Genomic DNA, 22330 nt, shown 5'->3' with positions numbered 1-22330 from the left:
AGGACATGCTGCAGGAGTTGCGCTTCCGCATCTGCACGACCCACCCCGATACGCCCATGATGCTGCACGAAGGCAAGCTGGCGCAGGAGTTCGGCGTCAGCCGCACCCCGATCCGCCAGGTCCTGCAGCGGCTTTCCTTCGAGCATCTCCTCGAAACGCGCTCGGGCGTCGGCACGGTGGTCAGCACACTCGATCCCGCCCAGCGCAACCTGCATTTCACCATGCTGTCGGACATGCTGAACCTGTGCACGCGATGCTGTGCGGCGAATTTCGCCATGCCCGCCCGCGTCCAGCTCGCCACCATCGGCGAGCTCGCCGCCAACCCCGGCGAGGCGCCCGTCGAAAGCTACTTCACCATCCGCGCCTGCCTCCTCGAACTCGTCTCCGGCCTGGTGCTCGATCCGATTGCCGCCGAAGCCCATGCGGCCCTGCACTGGCGCGTGATCCGCTGGCGCATGCAAGCCGCACACGACGATCTCGAGACCGCGTTCAGAGCGCTGCGCACGACAGTCACTGCGGCCTTAACGGCGCAGACGCCGACCCACCTTCTCTCGGAGCTCGCAGCGGAAACCGCATGACCAATACACATTTCCCGCGCCCCCTCCGGCTGCCGTCTGGCATTGCCGGCACGCTCTGGCTCGGGCCCATGCCCGGCCGCCTGCGGCCGTTTTCCGACGACATGGACGATCTGCGCGCGCAGAAGATCAGCCGCATCGTGAGCCTTACCCCGCTTGCGGAGATCGAGGAAAAGGCAACGGACTATGCTGCAAGCCTTGCCGCAGGGACGGACATTCCCGTCGTGCGGTTCCCGATCGCGGATTTCGGCGTGCCCGCGGACGAGGCCGGGCTCTTCGCCCTCGCCGGCGAGACGGCGCAGGCGCTTGCCTCCGGCGAGCGGGTTTTCGTTCATTGCGCGGCCGGCATAGGCCGCACCGGCACCTTCGCCATCTGCATTCTGCGCGCTTTCGGCCTTGATCTGACGCAGGCCACCGCCCTTGTCGCCAGCGCTGGCTCGGGGCCGGAGACCGAGGCGCAGAAGGCGCTGGTCGCCCGCTTTACCCTGCCTGCCGAAACCAATCCCTGAGCACGCCCATGGACCGGAAACTGCAAATTCCCCACGCCCCGCAGGACGGTCCGCCCAAGGCAAGGCCGGCCGTTTCCCTCGCCGATATCGGTGTCGGCGTTGCGATCCTCGCGGCCTTCACCGTCGTCGCCTTCAACGTCCACTCCAACATGCTCGCGGCCGGCATCCAGCCCGGCTTCGCCTTCCTCACCCAGCAGGCCGGTTTCGACCTTAGCGAAACACTCATCCCCTATGGGGCGAATGACACCTACCTGCGCGCCATCTTAGCCGGACTTGCCAACACCATCGTCGTCGCCGTCGCGAGCCTCGTCATCGCATCGCTTGCCGGCCTGCTGCTCGGCCTTCTCAGCGTCAGCGCGTCGCCGCTCGCGCGCCTCTTCGCGCTCGCTTACGTCGAACTCTTCCGCAACCTGCCGAAGATCCTGGTCCTGCTGGTCATTTTCGTTGCCGCTGTGAACGGTCTGCCCGCCATCCGGCAGGCGTTGATCCTTGGACCTTTCACGATCTCGAACCGGGCGATCTACCTGCCCTGGCTTTCGCAAGATCCGCGCAATACGCTCTGGCTTTTCGCAAGCATCTTTCTCGTCCCAGCGCTCATCTGGCTGTGGGCACGCCATGCCGCCCGCCGCCAGGCCCTCACCGGCCGACGCCTGCCCGTTCTGACGGTCGCACTGGCCCTATGCTTCGCCGTCCCGGCGGTGCTTGCCATCGTGCTCGACGCGCCGCTTGGGCTTACCTTGCCGATACTTCAAGGGTTTTCGGTGGAAGGCGGCGTCGCCCTTTCCATCCAGTTCTGCACGGTGGCCGTCGCACTCGGTCTTTATCACGGCGCGCAGATCGCCGAGGTGCTGCGCGGCGGCATCGAGGCCATTCCCAAAGGCCAGATCGAAGCCGCAGCGGCGCTCGGCCTCAAGAGCGGCCAGGCCACCCGTCTCGTCGTCGTGCCCCAGGTGCTGCGCACCGTCGTTCCACCGCTCAACAACCAGTTCGCCAATCTCCTGAAGAACACCTCGATCTCGATTGCCGTCGGCTATTCAGATCTCATGTCGGTCGCTGGCACCGCAATCAACCAGACCTTCCGGCCGCTCGAAACGATGCTGATCACCATGTCGATTTACCTGCTGCTTTGCCTTGCGCTCACCGGCGTGCTGAACCATTGGAGCGCCCGTATTCGCGCCCGCGAAGGAAGGGGCGCGCGATGAGCGGAGCGACACAACCGATCGGCCCGAGCCGGTTTTGCGCCTGGCTGCTGAGGCAGGTTTCCCGACCGGGCGCAAGCCTCCTCTCCCTTGCAAGCGGCGGCCTCGTGCTCGCCATTCTTTGGGTTATAGCCGACTGGCTCGTGCTGGCGGCCGTACCACCCTTTGCCGATCCGGCCGTCTGTGCTGAGGCCTCCGGCGCCTGCTGGCCCTTCTGGGTGGAGAAATCCCGCTTCATCCTGTTCGGCACCTATCCGTTCGACGAACAGTGGCGGCCGATGCTCGCATCGCTGCTGCTCCTTGGCCTTTCCATCGCCACCGGCCAGATGGCTGTCAGCGGGCGCTGGCCGGACATGAGGCTCTTCGCGGGGCTCTGGCTGGCGGGCATGGCCGCGTCCTTCACGCTGATGGGCGGCGGCGTCCTCGGTCTCGCTCCGGTCGATGCCTCCCGTTGGAACGGCCTGCCGATCCTCCTCATCCTTTCCACCATCGCGCTCGCCCTTGCCTTGCCGGTCGGCGTGCTGCTCGCGCTTGCCCGATACCAGACGCGCCATAGGCTGCTGCACCGCGCCGCGGGCGCCTATGTCGAGATCATGCGCGGCGTGCCGATGGTGACGCTGCTGTTCGTCGGGGTTTTCGTGCTGCCGCTGACGCTGCCCAAGGGCACGAGCATCGACCCGATCGTGGCGGTGCTGATCGCCCTCGTCTTCTTCCATGCCGCCTATTTCGCCGAGGATGTGCGAAGCGGCCTCATGGCGCTGCCGGCCGGCCAGCATGAAGCCGCCTCTTCGCTTGGTCTCGGCTTCTGGCCAACCGCCCGTCTCGTGCTTCTGCCACAGGCGACCGAGCGGGCCATGCCCGCGCTCGTCAACAGCGCCATCGGCGCCTACAAGGACACGTCCCTCGTCGTGATCCTCGGCCTGCACGATCTCAGCGCCACCGCGCGCATGGCCTTCAGCGACGTTGCCTGGGGCAACCAGGCACTCGAGGCCTATGTCTTCGTTGGCGTCTGGTTCCTCGTCTCCTGCTCCTACCTCTCCTGGATCGGCCGACGACTTGCCAACAAGAGCGTAAATGCCCGGCGTCGGAGCGACTGACGGCCCGCAACGTCTGGGCGTTCAAGCACCGCGCACGCGCGACCCCTTTCAACGACGATGTCGAAGGTGGTTTGGTTAGGGCCAACAGAACAAGCCGCGCGCCGTTGCCGGCGGCACGAAAGATCCATCCGGAACGGCAAGGGCAGGCAGTCGAGCGGCAGCTACCGACTAAAGGACAAGTGGACTTGTCCTGTTCTCGATCAGGCGAACGAGGTTCAGTGCCGTCATCTCCGAGGATTTCGGATTGGTTGCAAGCGGACGGTTCTGGAGGCGGATTTCGAGCGTGCCGAAGGCGCCCCGGGCGACAATGCTGTGCGTGTTTTCCAAGGCCTTGGGATCGGCGACGAGCTGCACGCGCGTCTGTTCCATGCCGATGCCGGCAAGGGATGTGGTCGCCGCCACATTGGCATTTTGCGGAAAGGCGGTCGCGGCTTCCGCGGCCGATCCTGCGAAGAACGCTTCCGCCTCCTGAAGGTCACCAAGGCGACAGAGCTCCTCGGCCGGCGTCCCGAACCAAGCCCGCGCGGGCTTGGTGATGGTGTGCTCCACGCTGTCGAGGCCCAGCCGCGACGCCGCCGAGAGAGCATCGATGCCGCCGAGCGCGCCCGGCGGAATGATGAGCTGGCAACCGTTTTTCCGGGCGAGGCCCACGAGTTCTTCGAGCGCGGCAGCATCCACCAGGGCCGAGGTCGAGGACACAGCGAAATCGATGCCCGCCGCCAACGCCGCCCGGGCGAAGGGCTTGACGCTTTCGCGGCTCGCCGCCTCGACGACCAACGTCGCGCCGGTCGCCGCCAACGCTTCGGGACCGGCAACATGGACCGCCCCTTCCGGCATGGTCGCTGCGACTTCACCGGGATCGCGCACGGCGATCCCGACGATCCGGGCATTCGCGCCGCGCGCCTTGAGAAGTTCTGCCACCCGTTGACCGATGGCGCCCCAGCCTATGAGGCAGATGGCTTCGACTTTCGACATGACAGTCCTTTGCTGGTTTGCTGCCGGTTCAGAGCGTCACCCAGCCCTCGGGCGGGGTCTTGCCGGGGTGCACGGTCCCGCATTTCGGGCATGTGCGCAGCTTTTCGTCGGCATAGAAGGCCTGGTAGATCGGCGGCAGGTCGTCGACGATGGATTCGAGATCTACCTCCGCGCGGTGCACCAGCTCCGTGCATTCGAAGCAGTACCATTCGACGGCGTCGAGCAGGCCTTCAGGCCGCGTCGGCTCGATCACGAGACCGATCGATCCCTCCATCGGCCGCTGCGGCGAATGGCGCACATGCGGCGGCAGCAGGAAGATGTCGCCCTCCCGGATCGGCACATCGTAGAATTCCTTGCCGTCATAGAGCTTCAGCACCATGTCGCCCTTGAGCTGATAGAAGAACTCCTCGACGGGATCGTCGTGATAGTCGGTGCGCTTGTTGGGGCCGCCGACAATCGTCACCATCAGATCGGCATCTTTCCAGATCTGCTGGTTGCCGACCGGCGGCTTCAAAAGGTGCTTGTGCTCGTCGATCCACTTTTGCAGATTGAACGCCTTGAGCTTCGTCATCGATATTCCTCCCTGTCCCGTTCAGCGCAGTTTCAGGCCGCATTCCTCGAAGGCGGCTCTGGTCAGTCTCTTTTCCGCATCCGTCAGCTCCAGCAGCGGCCGGCGGACGGCGCCACCCACCTGGCCAAGCAGTTCCTGCCAGTACTTCTGGTGCGCATGCGGCTTTTCCCCGGGCTTGGACTTGCGGAACGCGTCACGCACCCCTTGCAAGCTCGCGCTGACGGCGCGGGCCTCCTCGGCCTTTCCGGCGAAGGCGAGTGCCGTGTACTCGGCCATGCGCCGGTCGGCCTTGGTCTGGAGCGTGTAGGGCGGCGACGAGCAGAGATAAAGCTGCCAGCCCAGCTCCAGCACGTTATCCAGCCATTCCTCTTCCGAAGCGGTCGAGACGAGAATGCGGTCACCGGCAAGCGCCGTCAGCGCCTTGTAAATCGCGCGCGGCACGGAGTACTTGATCGCCACCACCGTCTCGATGTCGGCAAGCCGGTTGCACAGCTCCGGGCTCATCAGATAGCCGCTGTCGGGATGCGACCAGAGCGCCATGCCGATATCCACCTTGGAGGCGATGGTCTCATAGTAGCGCAGCAGCGTTTCATCCTGCTGCTTGAAGAAATGCAGGATCGGCGCATGCACGACGATGTAGTCGGCGCCACAGGCCTGCGCATGACGGGCAAGATCAATCACCACATCCATGTTCTGGTCGGAGCAGGACATGATCGTCTGCGCTCTACCGCCTGTCGCCTCCACGGAGAGATCGAACATGCGCTTACGCTCGTCGACCGACATGGAAAAGAACTCGCCCTGCTTGCCGGCAATGAAGAGGCCGTCGATACCGAGATCGGAAATCCAATGCTCGACATTGCGGCGGTAGCCCTCTTCGTCGATGGCGCCATCGGCCGTGAACGGCGTGTTCGCCGCCGCCCAGATGCCGCGCATCGTGGCGCGGGAATGGGCCTTTGCATCTTTACGCTGGTATTTCATGGCGCTCCCTGTCGCATGTCGGTCCGGCGGCGCGTGATGGCCGCTCCGGTCTTGGTTGTCGCCATTTAGCGCAGGAAATTTTTATTCATTAAGACGCATAGTCCGTATATATTCATGCTGAAATCAGTATGGATGACTCGATGCTCAATCTGCGCCAGATCAAGTGTTTTCAGGCCGTGGTCGAACTCGGCAATTTCTCCCGTGCCGCCGAGCGGCTGCACACCAGCCAGGCCGGCATCTCGCATGCCATCCGCGACCTCGAAGCGCTGCTCGGTGCCCGACTGTTCGACCGCACGACCCGGCGCGTCGAACTGACCGAAGCCGGACGTGTCTTTGCCGCCGGCGCCTTGCCCGGGCTTTCGGAAATCGAGCGTGCCGTCGATGCGGTGCGCGATCTCGGGCAGCTCAGGACCGGTCTCGTGCGCATCGCCGCACCGCCCTTTCTTGGCGCAACCGTGCTGCCGCGGCTGTTGCAGGAGGTCTCGTCGACCCACCCGAACCTGAAGCTCAGGATCGAGGATGTGGTGACCGATCTGATCGCCCCCAGAGTGCGCAGCGGCCTTTGCGATCTCGGTGTCGGCACCTTTGCCAGCGACGAAGATGGACTCGAGATCCAGCGCGTGCTGCGTGACCAGCTGATGGTTTTCGCGCCCGAAGGGCACGCTGTCTGCGCCAAGGCCGAAGTGGCCTGGTCCGCGCTCGCCGACCAGCCGATCATCACGCTGACGCGCGAAAGCAACATCCGCCTTTTGACCGAGGTCGGCTTCGAGAGCGCCGGCGTGCCGCTGCGCCCTTCCCTGGAAGTCCACCAGATCAACACGGCCCTGTCGCTGGTCGAGCGCGAGGCTGGCCTTGCTATCCTCCCGACCTATGCCTTTACCGGTCTCAACGGCCGGAAGATTTCCGCGCGGCCATTGGTCGAGCCGTCGATCGCCCGTGACGTTGCCATCATCACCGCGCGTGAGCGCACACCGTCCCCCGCGACGCTCGCGGTCCGCACCATGCTGCGCAAAGTGCTGCGTGACATGATCCCGGTCGTCGGTTGACGAAACGTCTGAGGCTGAAACCGTGCAACGACGGTTTCAGCCTCAGCTTGTCACAGGTGCAACTGTACGAAGGTCGTCAGGCGACGCGCAGGGAAACGTTCTTCACAACGGTGTAGTGATGCAGGCCTTCCGCACCGCCCTCGCGGCCAAGGCCGCTTTCCTTGACCCCGCCGAACGGCGTTTCGGCGACCGAGGCCTCCAAGGTGTTGATCGACAGGTTGCCGGCCTCGATGCCCTGCACGAGGCGATCCACATTGGCCGTCGAGTTCGTGAAACCGTAGGCCGCAAGACCAAAGGGAAGCGCGTTCGCCTTGGCCAGCGCCTCGTCCACCGAGGACACCGGATTGATCAGCGCCAGCGGGCCGAAAGGCTCTTCGGAAAGCGCGCGGGCATCGTCGGGCAACTCGGCGATCGCGGTCGGTGCGAAGAAGTAGCCCTTGCCTTCCAAGCGCCCGCCACCGCAAAGGATGCGCGCACCCTTAGCGCGCGCATCGTCCACGAGTTCCTGCAGGGCGGCGATGCGCCGGTCATTGGCAACCGGCCCCATCTGGGTCGATGCATCGAGGCCGTCGCCGACCTTGATCGACCGCGCCTTCTCCACGAAGGCTGCCGTGAAGCGCTCGTAGAGCGCCTCATTCACGAAGAAGCGTGTCGGCGAGGTGCAGACCTGGCCGGAATTGCGGTACTTTCGCGTTGCGCAGGCGACACCGGCCGCAACGGGATCGGCATCCTCGCAGACGATGACCGGCGCATGACCGCCAAGCTCCATCAACGCCGGCTTCATGACCTGTGACGCGAGCGTCGTCAGGTGCTTGCCGACGGCGGTCGATCCGGTGAAGGCGACCATGCGGATCCTGTCCTGCGGGATGAGATATTCCGAGATCTCGGCGGGATGTCCGAAGACGAGGTTGAGCACACCCGCCGGCAGACCGGCATCGTGGAACGCCCGGGCGATGTGCACCACGCCCGTCGGTGTCTCTTCGGACGCCTTCATGATGATCGAACAGCCAGCGGCAAGCGCCCCGCCGATCTTGCGGGCGGGCTGGCTCATCGGGAAGTTCCAGGGCGAAAAGGCCGCGACCGGGCCGATCGGCTCGTGCAGCACGATGTAGCGAATGCCCGGCGCGCTCGGGATGACCCGGCCGTAGAGGCGCACGCATTCGCCGGCGTCCCATTCGAAGAACTCGCAACCGCGAATGACCTCGGACCGTGCCTCGGAAAGCGGCTTGCCGTTTTCGAGCGTGATCGAGAGGGCGATCTCTTCGGAACGTTCGCGAAGCAGCTGGGCGGCCCTCAGGATGATTGCCGCCCGGGCAGCGGGTGATGTCCGGCTCCAGAGCTGAAAGCCTTGCCAGGCGGCGTCCGTCGCATCGGCGAGATCCGTCTCGCGGGCGACCGCCACCTTGCCGATGACATCCTCATTGGCGGGGTTGATGACGGCGAGCGTCTCGGAGGTCGCCCTCCACTTGCCGCCGATGTAGAGCTGAGCATGCGTATCCTGAGCCATGAGATTGCCTTTTCGCCATTCCTTCAGAGGCTGCGCCTTCCTGTCCGGTAATGGATGCAATCAGCGGTCTAATATAACAATCCACATAGGTTGAATGAATTGATATCGAGATGTGATAAGTCTCGAGACAGCTCCAAACGCAAAAAGCGCCTTCCCGGCAGGGAAAGCGCTTTTCCATCCTTCTCGGCGATCGCGATCAGGTCACGGCACTACGGACAGCGAAGCGGGCATCGCGCCAGGCACCCGTCGCCATCACGTCATGCAGCACGTCCACGGCGTTCCACACATCTCTAAAACTCGTATAGAGCGGCGTGAAACCGAAACGGATGGTGGCCGGAGCGCGGAAATCGCCGATGACCCCCCGCTCGATCAGAGCCTGCATGATTTCATAGGCCCCCTCGTGCTCGAAGGAGACCTGGCTGCCGCGCACCGTGACGTCCGTTGGCCCCACCAGTTTCAGGCCAAACGCGCCGCAACGCGCTTCGACGAGCTTGATGAAGAGGCCGGTGAGCGCGACGCTCTTCCTGCGGACGGCGGCCATGTCTACCTCGTCCCAGAGATCGAGTGCTGCCGACAGCGTGCGCAGCGACAGGATCGGCTGGGTACCGGAGAGGAAGCGCAGGATACCCGCGCCGCCATCATAGTTGCGCTCAAAGGCGAACGGGCGGGCATGTCCCCACCAACCGCTCAGCGGCTGGCTGGCCTTTTCCTGATGACGCCTAGCCACGTAGATGAAGGCCGGCGCGCCAGGGCCGCCATTGAGGTACTTGTAGGTGCAGCCGACTGCGAAATCGACGTTACAACGGTCGAGCTCCACCGGCAGCGCGCCGGCCGAATGGCAGAGATCCCAGACCACCAGCGCACCCACATCGTGCGCGCGCTTGGTCAGCGCCGCCATGTCGCGCAGAGCGCCGGTCTTGTAGTTGACGTGATTGACGAGCACCACGGCGACGCTCTCGTCGATCAGGTCTTCGATCCGCGGGCCATCGACGCCCTCGAGCCTGAGGACGGTGCCGGGCCGCGTCGCAATCACGCCTTCGGCCATGTAAAGATCGGTCGGGAAGCTTTCGCTTTCCGCGACGATGACCTTGCGGTCTGCGTTGAGGCCAAGCGCTGCGTGCAGCGCCTTATAGACATTGGCAGACGTATGGTCGGTCACAACGGTCTGGCCGGGGGCTGCGCCGATGAGGCGGCCGACACGGTCGCCGAGCGTTAGCGGCAGGGCGAACCAGCCAGCCGTGTTCCAGCTTCGGATGAGGTCGCGGCCCCATTCGAGTTTCGCGGCTTTCTCGATCTCGGCATAGGAGGCAAAGAGCGCCGCGCCGAGCGAATTGCCGTCGAGATAGGTGACGCCTTCAGGCAGGTCGAAGCGCTTCTTGAAGCCCGCGAGCGGATCGTCGCGGTCCAGCGCCTCCACGGCATGGATATCGGTGTTCATGGAGCGATCCTTCTATTCACGGACGGTTTCGCGGGCCGGCATGGGGCCGCGGGCGCGCTTGAGGGTCGGCAGCGCCAGCATGGCGAGCACGAAGAGGCCGGTGGCGAGTTTCAGGTCGGTCGGCGGCATGCCGGCGGCAAGGCAGAGCGAAACAAGCTGGTAGTAGACGATGGCGCCGACAAAGGGTGCCGCAAGCTGGCGCCGGATCGTCTGCTTGCCGACGATGGCTTCGCCGATCATCAGCGCCGCAAGGCCGTTGATCAGGGTGCCGATGCCCATGTTGACGTCCGCAAATCCCTGCGACTGCACCATCAGGGCGCCGCTGGTGGCCGAGAAGGCGCCAGCCAGACCGACCCCACCGATGGTGAAGGCCCAGATGCTGATCCCTTGCGCTTCCGCCATATCCGGGTTGGAGCCGACGGCGCGCATGGCCGTGCCACGCTCGGTGCGGAAATAAAGGTTCAAGAGACAATAGACGGCGATGCCAAGCAGGCCCGCGACAACGATCTTTGCGACCGGGAAACCCGGTTCGACAAAGGGTACGCCATCGAAAATGGTCGGCGTGCCGTAGACCGAGAGGTTGGACTTGCCCATCAGCCGCAGATTGATCGAGTAAAGCATCGTCATCATCAGGATGCCGGCAAGCAGCGTATGAATTCGGAAACGCAGATGCACGAAGGCCGTGCAGCTACCCGCCAGGAAACCGGCGGCCATCGCCACCAGGATGGCCAGCCAGCCCGGCGCGCCACCCGCCAGCGACAACGCACAGACACAACCACCGAGGGGGAACGCGCCTTCGCTCGTCAGGTCCGGGAAGTTCAGCGTTCGGAACGGCAACATGATGCCGAGGACGATGAAGGAAAGGATGAGGCTCTGCGCCAGCGTGACCGGAACGAGCGTGATGAAGTTCGAGAATATGGTTGAAACTGTTTCCATGTCCGTCTCAGCTTGCCAGCAGCATGCGATCGGTCTTCATGCCGAAGTGACCGATGAGTTTCGGGATCGTGACGTCGGTCTTTTCTGCGCCGGTGATTTCGAGCCGGATCTGGCCGGCATCGAGCATCACCACGCTGTGGCCGAAATCGACGGCGTGCTGCATGTTGTGCGTCACCATCAGCGTGGTGAGATTGAAGGCTTCGACTGCGCGCACCGTCGCCTGCATGACGATGTCAGCAGTGCGGGGATCAAGGGCGGCCGTATGTTCGTCGAGCAGCAACAGGTCCGGCTGGTCGCAGGTCGCCATGATCAGCGAAAGCGATTGGCGCTGTCCGCCCGAAAGCAGTTCGACGCGCGTATCCAGCCGGTTTTCCAGCCCGAGGTTCAGCGCCGCCAGGCGTTCGCGGTAGCTCGCAAGCCGCCTGGCGTTGAGGCCGCGGCTGAGGCCGAGCTTTTTGCCACGCAATTCGGCGAGCAGCATGTTCTCCGCGACCGTCATCGAAGCGGCGGTGCCCTTCATCGGGTCCTGGAAGACCCGGGCGACCCGTGTTGCGCGCTTGTGCACCGGCAGCGCCGTGACATCGTCGCCGTTGATGAGGATCTTGCCGCTGTCGAGCATGAGTGCGCCGGATATGGCGTTCAGCATGCTGCTCTTGCCGGCGCCGTTCGATCCGATGACGATGGCGAAGTTGCCGGTCGGAAGCGTCAGGCTGAGATCGTTGAGGGCGATCTTCTCATCGGGCTGTCCCTTGTAGAAGACCTTTCGTGCAGATCGGATTTCGAGCATCCGTTCCTCCTCTGAGTAATTCCTTAGAGGCCGCCTCCGCAGCCTTCTTCCGGAATTCATGTAAATACGAATGGACAGGGCGCGCTCGGCGCTCTCATGGACGGCGGCGTCGTGGCCGCCGCCCGTTGCAGGCGTCGGATTACTCGACGATGCAGTTGCAATCGGCGAGCGAAGCCGGGATCTCGACGCCGAAGGCGGCCATGGCCTTCTTCGAGATCAGCGCCTGGTGATCCTCGTAGGCGGGAAACACCGGGGCGATGGACTTCGGGTCCTTGCCCTTGAGGACTTCGGCGGCGATCTTGCCGGCGTTCTTGCCGACCTGTTCGTAGTTGACGGCGAAGCTTGCCGGCACGAATCCTTCCCGAACAGCCGTATCGACGGCATTGACAACGGGAATGCCGGACTGGCGCGCAGCCGATGCAACCGCCGCGATCGCCGGCTGGATCATGTTGGACGTCGGGCCGTAGATGACGTCCACCTTGCCGGAGAGCGAGGTAATGCGCTGCTGGATGTCGTTGAGGTTGTCGACGCCGACTTCAACGACTTCAAAACCCTGTTCCGGAGCGATCTTACGCACGCTCTCGAGCAGCGCGACATCATTGGCTTCGCCCGGATTATAGGGAAGGCCGAGGCGCTTGGCGTTCGGCAGCAGCTTTTTGGTGAAAGCGAGCACCGCTGCCATATCCTGGTTGTCGGTCGCCCCGGTGATGCCGTCATCACCGCTTTCGCGGGAGGGCACGAGCTTGGCGGCGACCGGATCGGTCACGGCGGTAAAGATCACCGGGATGCCCGAACCTGCCAGCGCCTTCTTGGCAATCTGCGAGACCGGCGTGGTGACGGTGTAGACGAGCTTCGGCTGTTCGGCCTGCAGCTTCGCGATCATCTGCGGCACGAGCGACGCGTCGAAATTGGTGTGGCTCTCGGTGTAGACGACGTCCTTGCCCTCGACGAAGCCGTTTTCCGCAAGCGCCGCCTTGAAACCGGCGATAGCGGCATTGAGCGGGGGGTGTTCGCCGAAATTGGCGATGCCGATGCGGATCGGATCGGCGGCGGCCGAGCCGATGCCGGCAAGGACGATGCCGGCTGCCATCAGACCTGTCATGAGTTTCGATTTTGTCGTGGCCATCATGTTCCTCCTCTGGCTGTCGCAGTTGACAGCATGAGCGATGAGGAAGCGCAGCCCCACGGCAAAGTCAACGATATAGTATACAATTATAGCAATTGGCGATTATCATATATTATTCTCGCATATATGACGACCGTACATTCGGGTGGCGATTTTTGGAGGTGCCTTTGGTCGACGAGCAGGAAAACAGCACGAAAACGGAGATCGCCTACAGGATCTTGCGGACGGAGATCCTCATGGCCCGCTTGCAACCGGAGGCGCCGTTGCGACCCGATCTTCTGAGCAAGGCCTACGATATCGGGCGGACGCCGCTGCGCGAGGCCCTGTCGCGGCTGGAGGCGGAGCGGCTGGTGGTGGCGATCTCCAATCGCGGCTTCACCGTCGCACCCGTCTCGCGCAAGGGGCTGGAGGATCTGACGAAGGCGCGCGCGGTCGTCGAAATCCCCCTGTTGCTGGAAGCCATGGAGCGCGGCGGCGCGGAGTGGGAATCGGCAATCGTCACGGCGCACTACCGACTGTCGCGCTGCAAGACGGTCGTCGAGGATTCTTCCGACCTTGCCGTCGACACCTGGATGGAACGGCACGAGGCGTTTCACGCCGCGCTGCTCAGCGCGGCGCAATCGAGTTGGCTGATGCACTTTCGCTCGACCATCTCCGACCAACTCCAGCGCCACTACCGATTCCTTGCCTTTGCCCCCGTCCTGCGCGCGGAACACGGAGAGACGGCCGGCTACGCGGAGGCCATGGCCGCGTTGCACAAGGCGCAGTCGATCGGTCCGCACACCGAGTTGATGGAGGCCGTGCTCGACCGCAACGCCGAACGCGCCCGCCTCCTGATGGACGAGCATTTCGGTTATCCGCTCGAGGTCTATGCCGTCGAAGAAGGGGAAGCGGTGTCACCAGCATCCCGCAAAGCATCAACACGCCCGGGAACTCATAAGAAATCCGCATGAATTAATGCTGATTAAGGCGATTGTTATAGGGAAAGCGACCCTGTTTCATGGCGCCTAGCAAACGGGAACGGCGTGATTTGCGCGGGCATGAGGAGGCCTGCGCGATCAACTGACAGGACGAGAGAATTCGGAACGCGACACAAGGGGGCGTCGCCGCCGCGCCGTCGTTTGCTTGCGCCGCTGCCAGGCTTGGACGCGGCCATTCACTGATATTCCAGGAGGAGACCGACATGCCGAAACGGCTGATCATCACATGCTCGATTTTATGTCTGGCAGCGGGCGCGACCCTTGCGGCCGGCTGGGAAAAGGAAGTGCCGACCGAGATCAACATCCAGGATCCGCACCTCAAGCGCTGGTCGGAACTGACCTATGACAAGCAGCCGCCGGCGCTGGTTCCGGGCAAGGACTACGGCATGGATCCGGCCACGGGCACTTTCAAGGCTCCGCGTGCCACCGCACTTGGCGCATCGCCCAATTTCCCTGGCCAGCTCACCCATTGGGACGACAAGACCTACAAGAGCAATGTCGAGGAAATCGCCTTCTACCCCCACATCACCTCGCCATGGCATGCCTGGCCCGATGTCGCGGATTTCGACGGCAAGCGCTACATGTACCTGCACGACCGCGACTACATGCGCGTGCTCGATATCACCGACCCGATCAAGGCCAAGGTCGTCTATTCGAAGGGCGGCGTCTGGGGACCGGAAGGTTCGAGCGAAGACTGGGACGCCAAGACGGTACAAGACTATTTCGGCGGCATGACGATTGCCTGGAGCGAGAAGCTCCAGAAGAACGTCGTCGTCGCCTCCTACGAGATCGGGCGCTTCGGCATCCTCGACAACAAGCGCACCCAGCCCGACATCGTCGAAACGCTGCGCCACTACAATTCGCTCAAGGGCTTCAAGGTCTATGAGATGAACGGCCCGCTGCCGAGCGACTGGAAGCTGATTGCGACCCGCACGACGGACATCAACAACCCCGACGCACCCATCGGCGAGCAGCAGGGCTCCGGCTCGCTCGATGCGCCGGCCTGGTTCGGCGGCAAGTACATGTATCTCTCGTCGGCTCCCGACGACAGCTACGCATTGACCGAATATCCCGATTACCTGCATTCGCCCGGCTACCAGGCCTGGGACATGACGGACCCGGCCAATCCCGTCTTCGTCAGCCAGGTCACGGTTCCCGGCCAAATCGCCGGCGACAAGGCAAGCGAGGACGCGTACCTCATGAACCCGCGGGCCGGCAACCGCACCTCCTGGATGGGTTCGCGCATGCCGCTGTTCCTGCCGAAGCCGGTGGAAAAGGGCGGCAAGATAGGCTTCGGCGCCATGGGCGGCCTCGGCTTCTACACCTTCGACCTCACCAAGCCCGGCACCCCGGAAATGATGGGCCATCTGAGCATCCCGCCGAGCTTTGCCGGCACCGAGTTCGACAATGCCGATACCAGCCAATACGAGCGCACCGGCTATGTCTTTGCCAACGGCTATCCGATGAACTCCAATTGCTACGAGCCCTACAAGGACGTGCTGGTCATCGACGCCAAGGATCCGAAGGACCCGAAGGTTGTCGCCACCTTCCCGCGTCCGACCCCACCGGCAGAGGCCGAGTTCACCGACTATTGCCAGCGGCGCGGCAGCTTCGGCCCGAAGCGCTCCGGCACGACCCACCAGCCGGGATACAGCCGGCAGGGCATCCTGCCCTATGCCTTCTATAATGCCGGCCTGCAGATCTTCGACGTCAACGACCCGAAGGATCCGAAGATCGCCGGCTACTACGTGCCGCGCTTCCCCAAGCCGGAGGAAATGCCCGAATACACCTACGAGAACGCCAGCTTCGCGGTCTTTACCGAATATGACCGCAACATCATCTGGCTGATCAGCATCGACGGCATCCGCGCCCTGAAGACGCCGCTTCTCGGCGAACCGAAGACCGGCCTTTCCGGCGAGGTCTGGCCGCCGCGCGGGTAACGCGCACCGGGCCGGTATCGCAACCGATACCGGCCTTTTCTCTCCTTTTCACACAATCCCAGTCAGCACCCGCTTGTCCCGCATGCCGTGGACGGAGCTGGCGAAGCTTTTTCGATTTTACAAGAACACCGAGGGGACCAACTCGACATGAACAAGCAAACAATCGCGACGTCACCACTCTTCTTGAAAGGTGCCGTAGCAGCGCTCTGCACGATGGCGGGCCTGCAGCCGGCAAAGGCTGCCGATGCGGAACCCGTCGAATATGTCCGCGTCTGCGATGCCTATGGCAACGGCTTCTTCTATGTGCCGGGTACCGAGACCTGCCTGAAGGTCAGCGGCTACCTGCGCCACGAGGTGGCGGCGGGCGACGATGTCTACTGGGGCGGCTCGCTCGACGGTCTGCCGGGCAAGGCGCGCGCCACGATGCGTTTCGACGCCCGCAACGAAACCGAGTTCGGAACGCTGCGCTCCTATCTGGAGACGCGTTTCGAACACAAGGCGTCGGGCGAGCGCATCTATATTTCAGAGGCCGTCATCGAGCTTGCCGGCTTCTCGGTCGGTATCGCCGATTCCCTCTTTGCCAACTGGACCTGGGGTGCGGGCAACGTCATCTATGACGACGTCATCTACTACTCGGGCGACCGCACGATGCAGGCAAGCTACACCCACGACTTCGGGAACGGCTTTTCCGCCATGGTCGGCGCCGAGGAAGGCAACGGCTCGTGGGAACTGGAGACGGTCGATGGATCGGGCGTGGCACGCCGTGAGTGGTTCGATCTTCGGGCCGACAGCGTGCCGCATTTGCTTGGCGGCGTGAAATATGAGCAGGACCGGATGACGCTGTTCGGCATGGCGGCCTATGACACCCGCTACGACGCCTGGGCTTTCAAGGCGCGCGTCAATCTCGACGTCACCGACACGCTCTCATTGTTCGTCATGGGCGCCTACCAATCCGACCCGAGCCGGCCGAATTATTATGGAAGCTGGTATGGCGACTGGGCAATGTGGGGCGGTGCTTCCGTGAAGGTCAGCGAGAAGGCAACCATCAACAGCCAGATCGACTTCGAGGAAGACGGCACCTGGAACGCGGCCCTCAATGTCGCCTACGAGGTCGTGCCGGGCTTCAAGATCACGCCGGAACTCGACTACACGGCCTTCCGCGGGTTTCGCGGACACGAAGACGCTTTCGGCGGCGTCGTGCGCTTCCAGAGAAACTTTTAAGCTTGGGGTTGAGGAGCCGGGTGCGACATTGCCGCCGGCTCCATCCGGCTGCAATAGCTCCGCGGGCTGCTACGCCCATCGCCGGCTTGGTAAGCCGCGAAAAGGAGGTTGAATGGCCAGCGCCACCTGAATGTAGCGAAAACCTTCAATCACGGGTTCGGCGAACGCCATATCCATTGAATGACCGCCTATACCATCTCTATTGTACTTCCAGGCGGTGAGGTGATTTTGAACGAGCAGCGACTACACCAGATCTTCCAACTCAGCATCCTCGCCAAAGGCGTCCACGCGCTGGCAGAATGTGTCGGCGGTGTCGCGCTGTGGCTGGTCTCGAACGACGCCATCACCAGGCTTGCAAGGTCGATCACGCATCTGGAACTGATCGAGGACCCGAGGGATTTTCTCGCCACGCATCTCCTGACCTTTGCGCAGAACTTCTCGGTCGAAACGCGACATTTCTACACCTTCTACCTGGTCAGTCATGGCGTCGTGAAGCTGTTCCTTGTCGCAGCCCTCCTGCGAAACAAACTATGGGCCTACCCATCGTCACTGGTGGTAATGGCACTGTTCATTGTCTACCAGCTTTACCGCTTTAGCTACACGCACAGCTGGGGCCTGATCGCGCTGACAGTGTTTGATGTCATCGTCATTTGGCTCATCTGGCATGAGTACAAACTGGTCATGCGCCGACGTCCGGCGACTTGAGGCGTCGAGAACGGCGGAAAAGGCCGTCTTTTCCCAACGAGCGAACAACCGATTGACGCCGAACTGAAGATATCGATAGAACGCCCTATCGAATTTGCTCGCGAGCTTTGGTTATTGCGCAGTTGGCTTCGCGCTCTGAACGAACCTTCCTTTCAAAATCGCTATCGGGCCCCAAGCTTCGCGCGGAGCCTCCCAGTTTACTACGGAAGGGCTCGTCATGCCGGCACAGTCAAATGCTCCCGATAAGGGCCTGGCTTCATCCAACCTGACAACGGCGGCGCGCCTGCCCTTGTTTCCGCCAGCGAGCGCCCTGCTTTGAGCGATCTCGTCGAAGGCCGAAAGATGAACTCGAGCGAGATCTCGGCCCAAATTCCCGGTTTGCCTGATGTGTCCACAGCAATGACTCAAGGCGATCATGTCACACAACCAACTAGGAAGACGCCTTGAAGAATACCAGAGTCAGCCCGCTTTCCGACCACGGCGCCGCAGCAACCGTCGATCGTGAAAAAGCCTGGCTGAAGATCCTGTCCACCTATCGACAGCCGCATATCGGCCGCAGCACGTTCGAGCTGGCGGTGACCTTTGTGCCATTCGTTCTGCTGTGGGTAGCGGCTTGGGCCTGCATGCACTTCGGGTACTGGCTCGGCGTGGTGCTAATCGTCCCTGTTGCGGCGGGTTTCCTCCTGCGCCTGTTCATGCTTCAACATGACTGCGGCCATGGTTCGTTCTTCGGGCGCCGCCGCCTGGATGACTGGACGGGCCGAGTGATCAGCGTGCTAACACTGACACCCTATGACTACTGGCGCCGCGCCCACGCCGTCCACCACGCTTCGGCAGGCAACCTCGACGAACGGGGTGTCGGTGACATTGCCACACTCACCGTTGCCGAATACGAGGCGCTCCCGCGCAGAGGGCGGCTTGTTTACCGCCTCTACCGACATCCGCTCGTTATGTTCGGCATCGGTCCCGCATGGCTCTTTCTGTTCAAGCAGCGCTTACCGTTCGGAATGATGCGCGCAGGCCCCCGGCCGTGGATTTCCACCATGGCAACGAACGTGGCCATCGCCGCACTCGCGGGCATTCTTATCTGGGCAGTGGGTGTCGCACCGTTTCTGCTGATCCATCTGCCGATTGTGCTTCTTGCTGGCGCAGCAGGCGTTTGGCTGTTTTACGTCCAGCACCAGTTCGAAGACACGCACTGGTCGAGGCCCCCCGAATGGACGTTCCAATACGCGGCCATGCATGGCGCCTCGCACTATGATCTGCCGCAGCCATTGCGCTGGATCACCGGCAATATCGGCATGCACCATCTCCACCACCTGTCGAGCCGCGTTCCCTTCTATAGACTTCCTGAGGTCATCCGCGATCATCCCGAGCTGGGAGATATGGGCCGCATCACCATCCGGCAGAGCCTGCGCCTGGTGAAGCTCGTCCTTTGGGACGAAGCCTCGCACCGGCTGGTATCATTTCGAGAAGCAAACGCACGCCAAACTGCAGCAGGATCCGCTGTGCCGACGCCTGCCTGATAGCGCAGTCGACCAATCTGCACCACCAAGGATTGAAATGCAGCCCTACGACCACCGCGACGAAACAGGAGCGGTGGCGTCGCCCCGTGGCGCACCCCATTCCGTCGTCGCGCAAACGCCGGCATCGCGGCGCGCCGGCTTGAGCGACCGTCGATTTGGCAGCCATGACAGCCGCGGGCGCGACCCGTCATCGGCCGGGTCGCTGTTATCGAGGCTTCCGGTTCTAAGCCAAGGCCACCGGCATCGCCGGTCGCACCATGGACTGGGCCGGATCGTGCGCAGTCTCCTGTGCTGCCGCCACTCTCAAAGCTTGACGATGGTCTTTTTCGCAAGTAGCCCCTGCGGGGCGAACAGCAGCACCCCGATGACGAGCAGAATGGTGAAGGCATCACGGTAGCTGAGCAGGCTTTCCGGCAGATAGGCTTGCAAGAAGACTTCGATAAAGCCGAGCAGAAAGCCGCCGGCGACAGCGCCGGAGAGGCTGCCGAGCCCGCCGATAATCGCAGCGATGAAGGCTTTCAGCACCGGCAGGAAACCCATCAGAGGATCGACACTGCCGCGCTGGGCCACCCAGAGGATGCCGGCGACACCGGCAAGCAGGCCTGAGATCGCAAAGGCGGTGGCGACCACCGCATTGGCGCGAATGCCCATCAGCCGAACGATGGCGAAATCTTCGGAAGCCGCGCGCATGGCACGGCCGAGCACGGTCGTGCGAAGGAAGAGGTTGAGACCGACCAGCATGATGATCGTGACGAGGATCGAAGTCCCCTGGATAAGGCCGAGATGCAGGCCGCCGATCTCGATCGTGCCGGAAAAGCTCTCGGGCATCGGTACCGGCTTCGGCCGGGCGGAAATGAAGTTCTGGAAGATCACCCGCAGGATGGCGCTGACGGCGAAACTCGTCAGCAGAAGCGTCGTGCCGCTGGCGCCGCGCACGGGCCTAAACGCGATGCGCTCCATCAGCATGGCGAGCACGATCGCGATCAAAAGGGCAGCGCAGACGGCGAGCGGGAACGGCAGGCCCAGCAACAGCGCAAAGCAGAGGCCGTAGCCGGCCGCCGTCATCAGTTCGCCATGGGCGAAATTGATGAGCCCCATGATCGAGAAGACGACCGCAAGACCAAGCGCCAGAAGCGCATAGGTGCCGCCGAGGCTGAGCGCATTGACGAGCTGCTGCAGGAACATGTCCATGATTTGACCCTCCACGCACTCGGCTCAGGCGCCGAGATAGGCGCCCTGGATTTCGGTTGAATTGCGCAGTTCCGCGGCCGTGCCCGAAAGCACGATCCGGCCATTGGCCATGACGTAGCCCGCGTCGGCGATCTCGAGCGACAGCGAGACGTTCTGCTCGACTAGGAGGATCGTCAGACCCTTTTGTCTCAGCCCGGCGATCAGGTCGAAGATCAGGTCCACCACCTGCGGCGCAAGGCCGAGCGACGGTTCGTCGAGCAACAACAAGTCCGGCGACGACATCATCGAGCGAGCGATCGCCAGCATCTGCTGTTCTCCGCCGGAGAGCGAACCGGCCTTCTGGGTGAGGCGCTCTTTCAGGATCGGGAAACGCGAGAGCATGTCTTCGCGCACCTCCGATATCGCGCCGCGCGCCTTGTGCATGGCGCCGCCGAGAAGCAGGTGTTCGTCGACCGTCAGGCTCGGAAAGATCCGCCGACCCTCAGGCGTCAGCGTCATGCCGAGCCGGACGATCTGTTCAGGAGGCAGGCCCGATATATCCTGGCCATTGAACGTGACGCGTCCGGCCTTCTTTCCCGCAAGGCCGACGAGCGCGTTCAGCGTCGAACTCTTGCCGGCGCCGTTGGCGCCGAGCAGCGTCACGATCTGCCCCTTGCCGACGGTGAGGTCGACGCTCTTCAGCGCCTCGACCGCGCCATAGGCGACCTTGAGACCGCTCACTTCCAAAAGCGGCTTCGGAACGGGAATTTCACTCATCATCATCGGGCAAAGTCCTTGCCGTGGATTGCAAAGCGCCGACGGCGCAGCCAGGAGCGATCCCCGGGAAACCCGGGGACCTCCACAGGTGATTGATCAGGGGGCCGGAACGTCGGCGGCCGCCGGAACACCCTGGCTGATCAGCTGGCGATTGCCGCCTTCGATCTGTACCAGCGATACCGAGCGCATCGGCATGCCTTGCGTGCCGGCATAGCTGATCGGTCCGGTGACGCCCTGGACGTTTTCGAGCGAGGCAATCGCATTGCGGATGGCGACCGGATCGATGCTGTTTGCTTCCGTCACCGCCGCGTCGATCACCTTACCGAGGTCGTAGCCGTTGGCGATATAGACCGTGTCCGGCACCTGGCCATATTTTTCCTTGTACTTCACGTTGAAGTCAGCGAGCGGGCTGCCTTCGCTGGCAAAGCCGGCGGTGGTGAAGACGACGCCGTCGACGGTCGCACCAAGGCCGAAGGTGGTGGGCGAATCGATGCCGTCACTGCCGAGGATCGGCGTGGTCACGCCAGCGCCGCGCAGCTGACGGATGAAGGCCGGGAAATCCGGCTCGTAGGCCGCCGTCATGATAACGTCGGGCGCCGGGTTCATCGCCTTGATCTTGGTGACCTCGGCGCCGAAGTCCTGCTGGCCCATGCTGTAGGTGCCTTCGCCCAGGAGCTCGCCGCCCTTGGCCTTGAAGGCGACCCCGAAATATTCCGGCAGCTTCAGCGTATAGGCGCTGTCGGGCGACTTCAGGATATAGGCCTTCTTGTAGCCCTTCTCGGCCGCATAGGTCGCAAGCACCGAAGCCTGGACGTTGTCGGCGGGATAGTTGCCGAACATGTAGTCGCCAACCGCAAGCGGCATCGTCGGCGTCGTGGCGCAGAAGGAGAAGGCCGGGATCTGGGCGGCCTGGGTCACCTGGCCGGCGGCGATCGACGGATCGGCGTCGCACGGCGTGATCACGATCTTGACGCCTTCGTCGACCAGCTCCTGCGCCACCAGCGCGGTTTGCGCCGCATCCGAGCGCGTATCCTTGGCGACGAGCTTGATCGGGAATTTGCCGGCGGCACCACCGGCCGCGTTGATTTCCTCGACGGCCATTTCCAGGCCCTTCAGCGACGGCTGGTCATAGGGCGCAAGACCGCCGGTCTGGGCGGTCGCAAGGCCGATGACCAGATCTTCTGCAAATGCCGGCAATGCCGACAGGGCAAAACCGCCGAGCATGGTGGTGAGGCACAGGGCCGTGACGTTCTTCTTCATCCGAAAA

21 protein-coding genes are annotated in these 22330 nt (G+C 63.1%); 10 read left to right on the top strand and 11 right to left on the bottom strand.

The window, feature by feature from the left end:
* Window positions 1–5: 5 nt before the first annotated feature.
* Genes IB267_RS19730 through IB267_RS19715 form a run of 4 tightly spaced genes read left to right on the top strand, consistent with a single transcriptional unit; the run spans window position 6 to window position 3380 of the window.
* Window positions 6–578: a GntR family transcriptional regulator gene (locus IB267_RS19730; protein ID WP_192449105.1), complete on the top strand. Its 573-nt coding sequence runs from the start codon at window positions 6–8 to the stop codon at window positions 576–578.
* Window positions 575–1084, top strand: coding sequence for a protein-tyrosine phosphatase family protein (locus IB267_RS19725; protein ID WP_192449104.1), 510 nt, complete (start codon window positions 575–577; stop codon window positions 1082–1084). Before IB267_RS19730 ends, IB267_RS19725 begins: the two co-directional genes overlap by 4 nt.
* An 8-nt stretch (window positions 1085–1092) precedes the next feature.
* The gene (locus IB267_RS19720; protein WP_192449103.1) at window positions 1093–2286 is read left to right on the top strand and encodes an ABC transporter permease subunit; all 1194 of its coding nucleotides are present in this window, start codon (window positions 1093–1095) and stop codon (window positions 2284–2286) included.
* On the top strand, window positions 2283–3380 hold the full coding sequence (locus IB267_RS19715; protein ID WP_192449102.1) for an amino acid ABC transporter permease: 1098 nt from the start codon (window positions 2283–2285) through the stop codon (window positions 3378–3380). The genes IB267_RS19720 and IB267_RS19715 overlap by 4 nt, the downstream gene beginning before the upstream one ends.
* A gap of 168 nt (window positions 3381–3548) precedes the next feature.
* On the opposite strand, the gene IB267_RS19710 is transcribed toward IB267_RS19715, so the two are convergent.
* From IB267_RS19710 to IB267_RS19700, 3 genes are read right to left on the bottom strand one after another with little or no spacing between them, the layout of a single operon-like run.
* Entirely contained in the window at window positions 3549–4355 is an 807-nt protein-coding gene (locus IB267_RS19710; protein WP_192449101.1) for an aspartate dehydrogenase, read from the bottom strand.
* A gap of 28 nt (window positions 4356–4383) precedes the next feature.
* Window positions 4384–4926: a 3-hydroxyanthranilate 3,4-dioxygenase gene (locus tag IB267_RS19705; protein WP_060530138.1), complete on the bottom strand. Its 543-nt coding sequence runs from the start codon at window positions 4924–4926 to the stop codon at window positions 4384–4386.
* Window positions 4927–4947: 21 nt separating this feature from the next.
* The gene (locus IB267_RS19700; RefSeq protein ID WP_192449100.1) at window positions 4948–5904 is read right to left on the bottom strand and encodes a dihydrodipicolinate synthase family protein; all 957 of its coding nucleotides are present in this window, start codon (window positions 5902–5904) and stop codon (window positions 4948–4950) included.
* 128 nt (window positions 5905–6032) lie between these two features.
* Here IB267_RS19700 and IB267_RS19695 point away from each other — a divergent pair, with 128 nt between their 5' ends.
* Window positions 6033–6950, top strand: a complete 918-nt coding sequence (locus IB267_RS19695; RefSeq protein WP_246810717.1) for a LysR family transcriptional regulator — start codon at window positions 6033–6035, stop codon at window positions 6948–6950.
* A gap of 76 nt (window positions 6951–7026) precedes the next feature.
* Here IB267_RS19695 and IB267_RS19690 read toward each other — a convergent pair whose 3' ends face one another.
* From IB267_RS19690 to IB267_RS19670, 5 genes are all read right to left on the bottom strand, one after another.
* Window positions 7027–8457, bottom strand: a complete 1431-nt coding sequence (locus IB267_RS19690; RefSeq protein WP_192449099.1) for an NAD-dependent succinate-semialdehyde dehydrogenase — start codon at window positions 8455–8457, stop codon at window positions 7027–7029.
* 196 nt (window positions 8458–8653) lie between these two features.
* Window positions 8654–9895 (bottom strand): kynureninase, encoded by a 1242-nt coding sequence (kynU, locus tag IB267_RS19685; RefSeq protein ID WP_192449098.1) that lies wholly within the window; start codon window positions 9893–9895, stop codon window positions 8654–8656.
* Window positions 9896–9907: 12 nt separating this feature from the next.
* The gene (locus tag IB267_RS19680) at window positions 9908–10831 is read right to left on the bottom strand and encodes an ABC transporter permease (protein ID WP_043621831.1); all 924 of its coding nucleotides are present in this window, start codon (window positions 10829–10831) and stop codon (window positions 9908–9910) included.
* A 7-nt stretch (window positions 10832–10838) separates the two neighbouring features.
* Window positions 10839–11618: an ABC transporter ATP-binding protein gene (locus tag IB267_RS19675; RefSeq protein WP_192449097.1), complete on the bottom strand. Its 780-nt coding sequence runs from the start codon at window positions 11616–11618 to the stop codon at window positions 10839–10841.
* 139 nt (window positions 11619–11757) lie between these two features.
* The gene (locus IB267_RS19670; protein WP_192449299.1) at window positions 11758–12744 is read right to left on the bottom strand and encodes an ABC transporter substrate-binding protein; all 987 of its coding nucleotides are present in this window, start codon (window positions 12742–12744) and stop codon (window positions 11758–11760) included.
* A 167-nt stretch (window positions 12745–12911) separates the two neighbouring features.
* On the opposite strand from IB267_RS19670, the gene IB267_RS19665 reads away from it, so the two are divergent.
* The 5 genes from IB267_RS19665 (at window position 12912) to IB267_RS19645 (ending at window position 19116) form a co-directional block, all read left to right on the top strand.
* Window positions 12912–13697: a GntR family transcriptional regulator gene (locus tag IB267_RS19665; protein WP_192449096.1), complete on the top strand. Its 786-nt coding sequence runs from the start codon at window positions 12912–12914 to the stop codon at window positions 13695–13697.
* 230 nt (window positions 13698–13927) lie between these two features.
* Window positions 13928–15664, top strand: a complete 1737-nt coding sequence (locus tag IB267_RS19660; protein WP_192449095.1) for a hypothetical protein — start codon at window positions 13928–13930, stop codon at window positions 15662–15664.
* A 147-nt stretch (window positions 15665–15811) separates the two neighbouring features.
* Window positions 15812–16885: a porin gene (locus IB267_RS19655; protein WP_192449094.1), complete on the top strand. Its 1074-nt coding sequence runs from the start codon at window positions 15812–15814 to the stop codon at window positions 16883–16885.
* A 180-nt stretch (window positions 16886–17065) separates the two neighbouring features.
* A complete protein-coding gene (locus IB267_RS19650; protein WP_246810715.1) occupies window positions 17066–17590 on the top strand; it encodes a DUF2127 domain-containing protein in 525 nt (174 codons plus the stop codon).
* A 443-nt stretch (window positions 17591–18033) separates the two neighbouring features.
* Window positions 18034–19116: a fatty acid desaturase gene (locus IB267_RS19645; RefSeq protein WP_192449093.1), complete on the top strand. Its 1083-nt coding sequence runs from the start codon at window positions 18034–18036 to the stop codon at window positions 19114–19116.
* Between the two features lie 303 nt (window positions 19117–19419).
* Here the strand turns inward: IB267_RS19645 and IB267_RS19640 are convergent, their stop codons facing one another.
* The 3 genes from IB267_RS19640 to IB267_RS19630 all read right to left on the bottom strand — a co-directional run bounded on the left by IB267_RS19640 (window position 19420) and on the right by IB267_RS19630 (window position 22323).
* A complete protein-coding gene (locus IB267_RS19640) occupies window positions 19420–20307 on the bottom strand; it encodes a branched-chain amino acid ABC transporter permease (protein ID WP_192449092.1) in 888 nt (295 codons plus the stop codon).
* Window positions 20308–20331: 24 nt separating this feature from the next.
* Entirely contained in the window at window positions 20332–21069 is a 738-nt protein-coding gene (locus IB267_RS19635) for an ABC transporter ATP-binding protein (RefSeq protein ID WP_246810714.1), read from the bottom strand.
* Between the two features lie 90 nt (window positions 21070–21159).
* Window positions 21160–22323 (bottom strand): ABC transporter substrate-binding protein, encoded by a 1164-nt coding sequence (locus IB267_RS19630; protein ID WP_192449091.1) that lies wholly within the window; start codon window positions 22321–22323, stop codon window positions 21160–21162.
* Window positions 22324–22330 lie beyond the last annotated feature (7 nt).

This window comes from Ensifer sp. ENS09 (genome assembly GCF_014852425.1).
Taxonomy (GTDB): domain Bacteria; phylum Pseudomonadota; class Alphaproteobacteria; order Rhizobiales; family Rhizobiaceae; genus Ensifer.
The sequence above is the reverse complement of the archived record's forward strand: the minus strand, read 5'-3'. Positions and strand labels throughout refer to the sequence as shown.

Bases quoted from the DNA above. Each gene is read 5' to 3' on its own strand.
- IB267_RS19640 (WP_192449092.1), bottom strand. From the start codon at position 20,307: ATGGACATGTTCCTGCAGCAGCTCGTCAATGCGCTCAGCCTCGGCGGC.
- IB267_RS19710 (WP_192449101.1), bottom strand. From the start codon at position 4,355: ATGTCGAAAGTCGAAGCCATCTGCCTCATAGGCTGGGGCGCCATCGGT.
- IB267_RS19700 (WP_192449100.1), bottom strand. From the start codon at position 5,904: ATGAAATACCAGCGTAAAGATGCAAAGGCCCATTCCCGCGCCACGATG.
- IB267_RS19670 (WP_192449299.1), bottom strand. From the start codon at position 12,744: ATGGCCACGACAAAATCGAAACTCATGACAGGTCTGATGGCAGCCGGC.
- IB267_RS19680 (WP_043621831.1), bottom strand. From the start codon at position 10,831: ATGGAAACAGTTTCAACCATATTCTCGAACTTCATCACGCTCGTTCCG.
- IB267_RS19715 (WP_192449102.1), top strand. From the start codon at position 2,283: ATGAGCGGAGCGACACAACCGATCGGCCCGAGCCGGTTTTGCGCCTGG.
- IB267_RS19720 (WP_192449103.1), top strand. From the start codon at position 1,093: ATGGACCGGAAACTGCAAATTCCCCACGCCCCGCAGGACGGTCCGCCC.
- IB267_RS19630 (WP_192449091.1), bottom strand. From the start codon at position 22,323: ATGAAGAAGAACGTCACGGCCCTGTGCCTCACCACCATGCTCGGCGGT.
- IB267_RS19705 (WP_060530138.1), bottom strand. From the start codon at position 4,926: ATGACGAAGCTCAAGGCGTTCAATCTGCAAAAGTGGATCGACGAGCAC.
- IB267_RS19660 (WP_192449095.1), top strand. From the start codon at position 13,928: ATGCCGAAACGGCTGATCATCACATGCTCGATTTTATGTCTGGCAGCG.
- IB267_RS19690 (WP_192449099.1), bottom strand. From the start codon at position 8,457: ATGGCTCAGGATACGCATGCTCAGCTCTACATCGGCGGCAAGTGGAGG.
- kynU (WP_192449098.1), bottom strand. From the start codon at position 9,895: ATGAACACCGATATCCATGCCGTGGAGGCGCTGGACCGCGACGATCCG.
- IB267_RS19695 (WP_246810717.1), top strand. From the start codon at position 6,033: ATGGATGACTCGATGCTCAATCTGCGCCAGATCAAGTGTTTTCAGGCC.
- IB267_RS19655 (WP_192449094.1), top strand. From the start codon at position 15,812: ATGAACAAGCAAACAATCGCGACGTCACCACTCTTCTTGAAAGGTGCC.
- IB267_RS19730 (WP_192449105.1), top strand. From the start codon at position 6: ATGCTGCAGGAGTTGCGCTTCCGCATCTGCACGACCCACCCCGATACG.
- IB267_RS19650 (WP_246810715.1), top strand. From the start codon at position 17,066: ATGACCGCCTATACCATCTCTATTGTACTTCCAGGCGGTGAGGTGATT.
- IB267_RS19635 (WP_246810714.1), bottom strand. From the start codon at position 21,069: ATGATGATGAGTGAAATTCCCGTTCCGAAGCCGCTTTTGGAAGTGAGC.
- IB267_RS19675 (WP_192449097.1), bottom strand. From the start codon at position 11,618: ATGCTCGAAATCCGATCTGCACGAAAGGTCTTCTACAAGGGACAGCCC.
- IB267_RS19725 (WP_192449104.1), top strand. From the start codon at position 575: ATGACCAATACACATTTCCCGCGCCCCCTCCGGCTGCCGTCTGGCATT.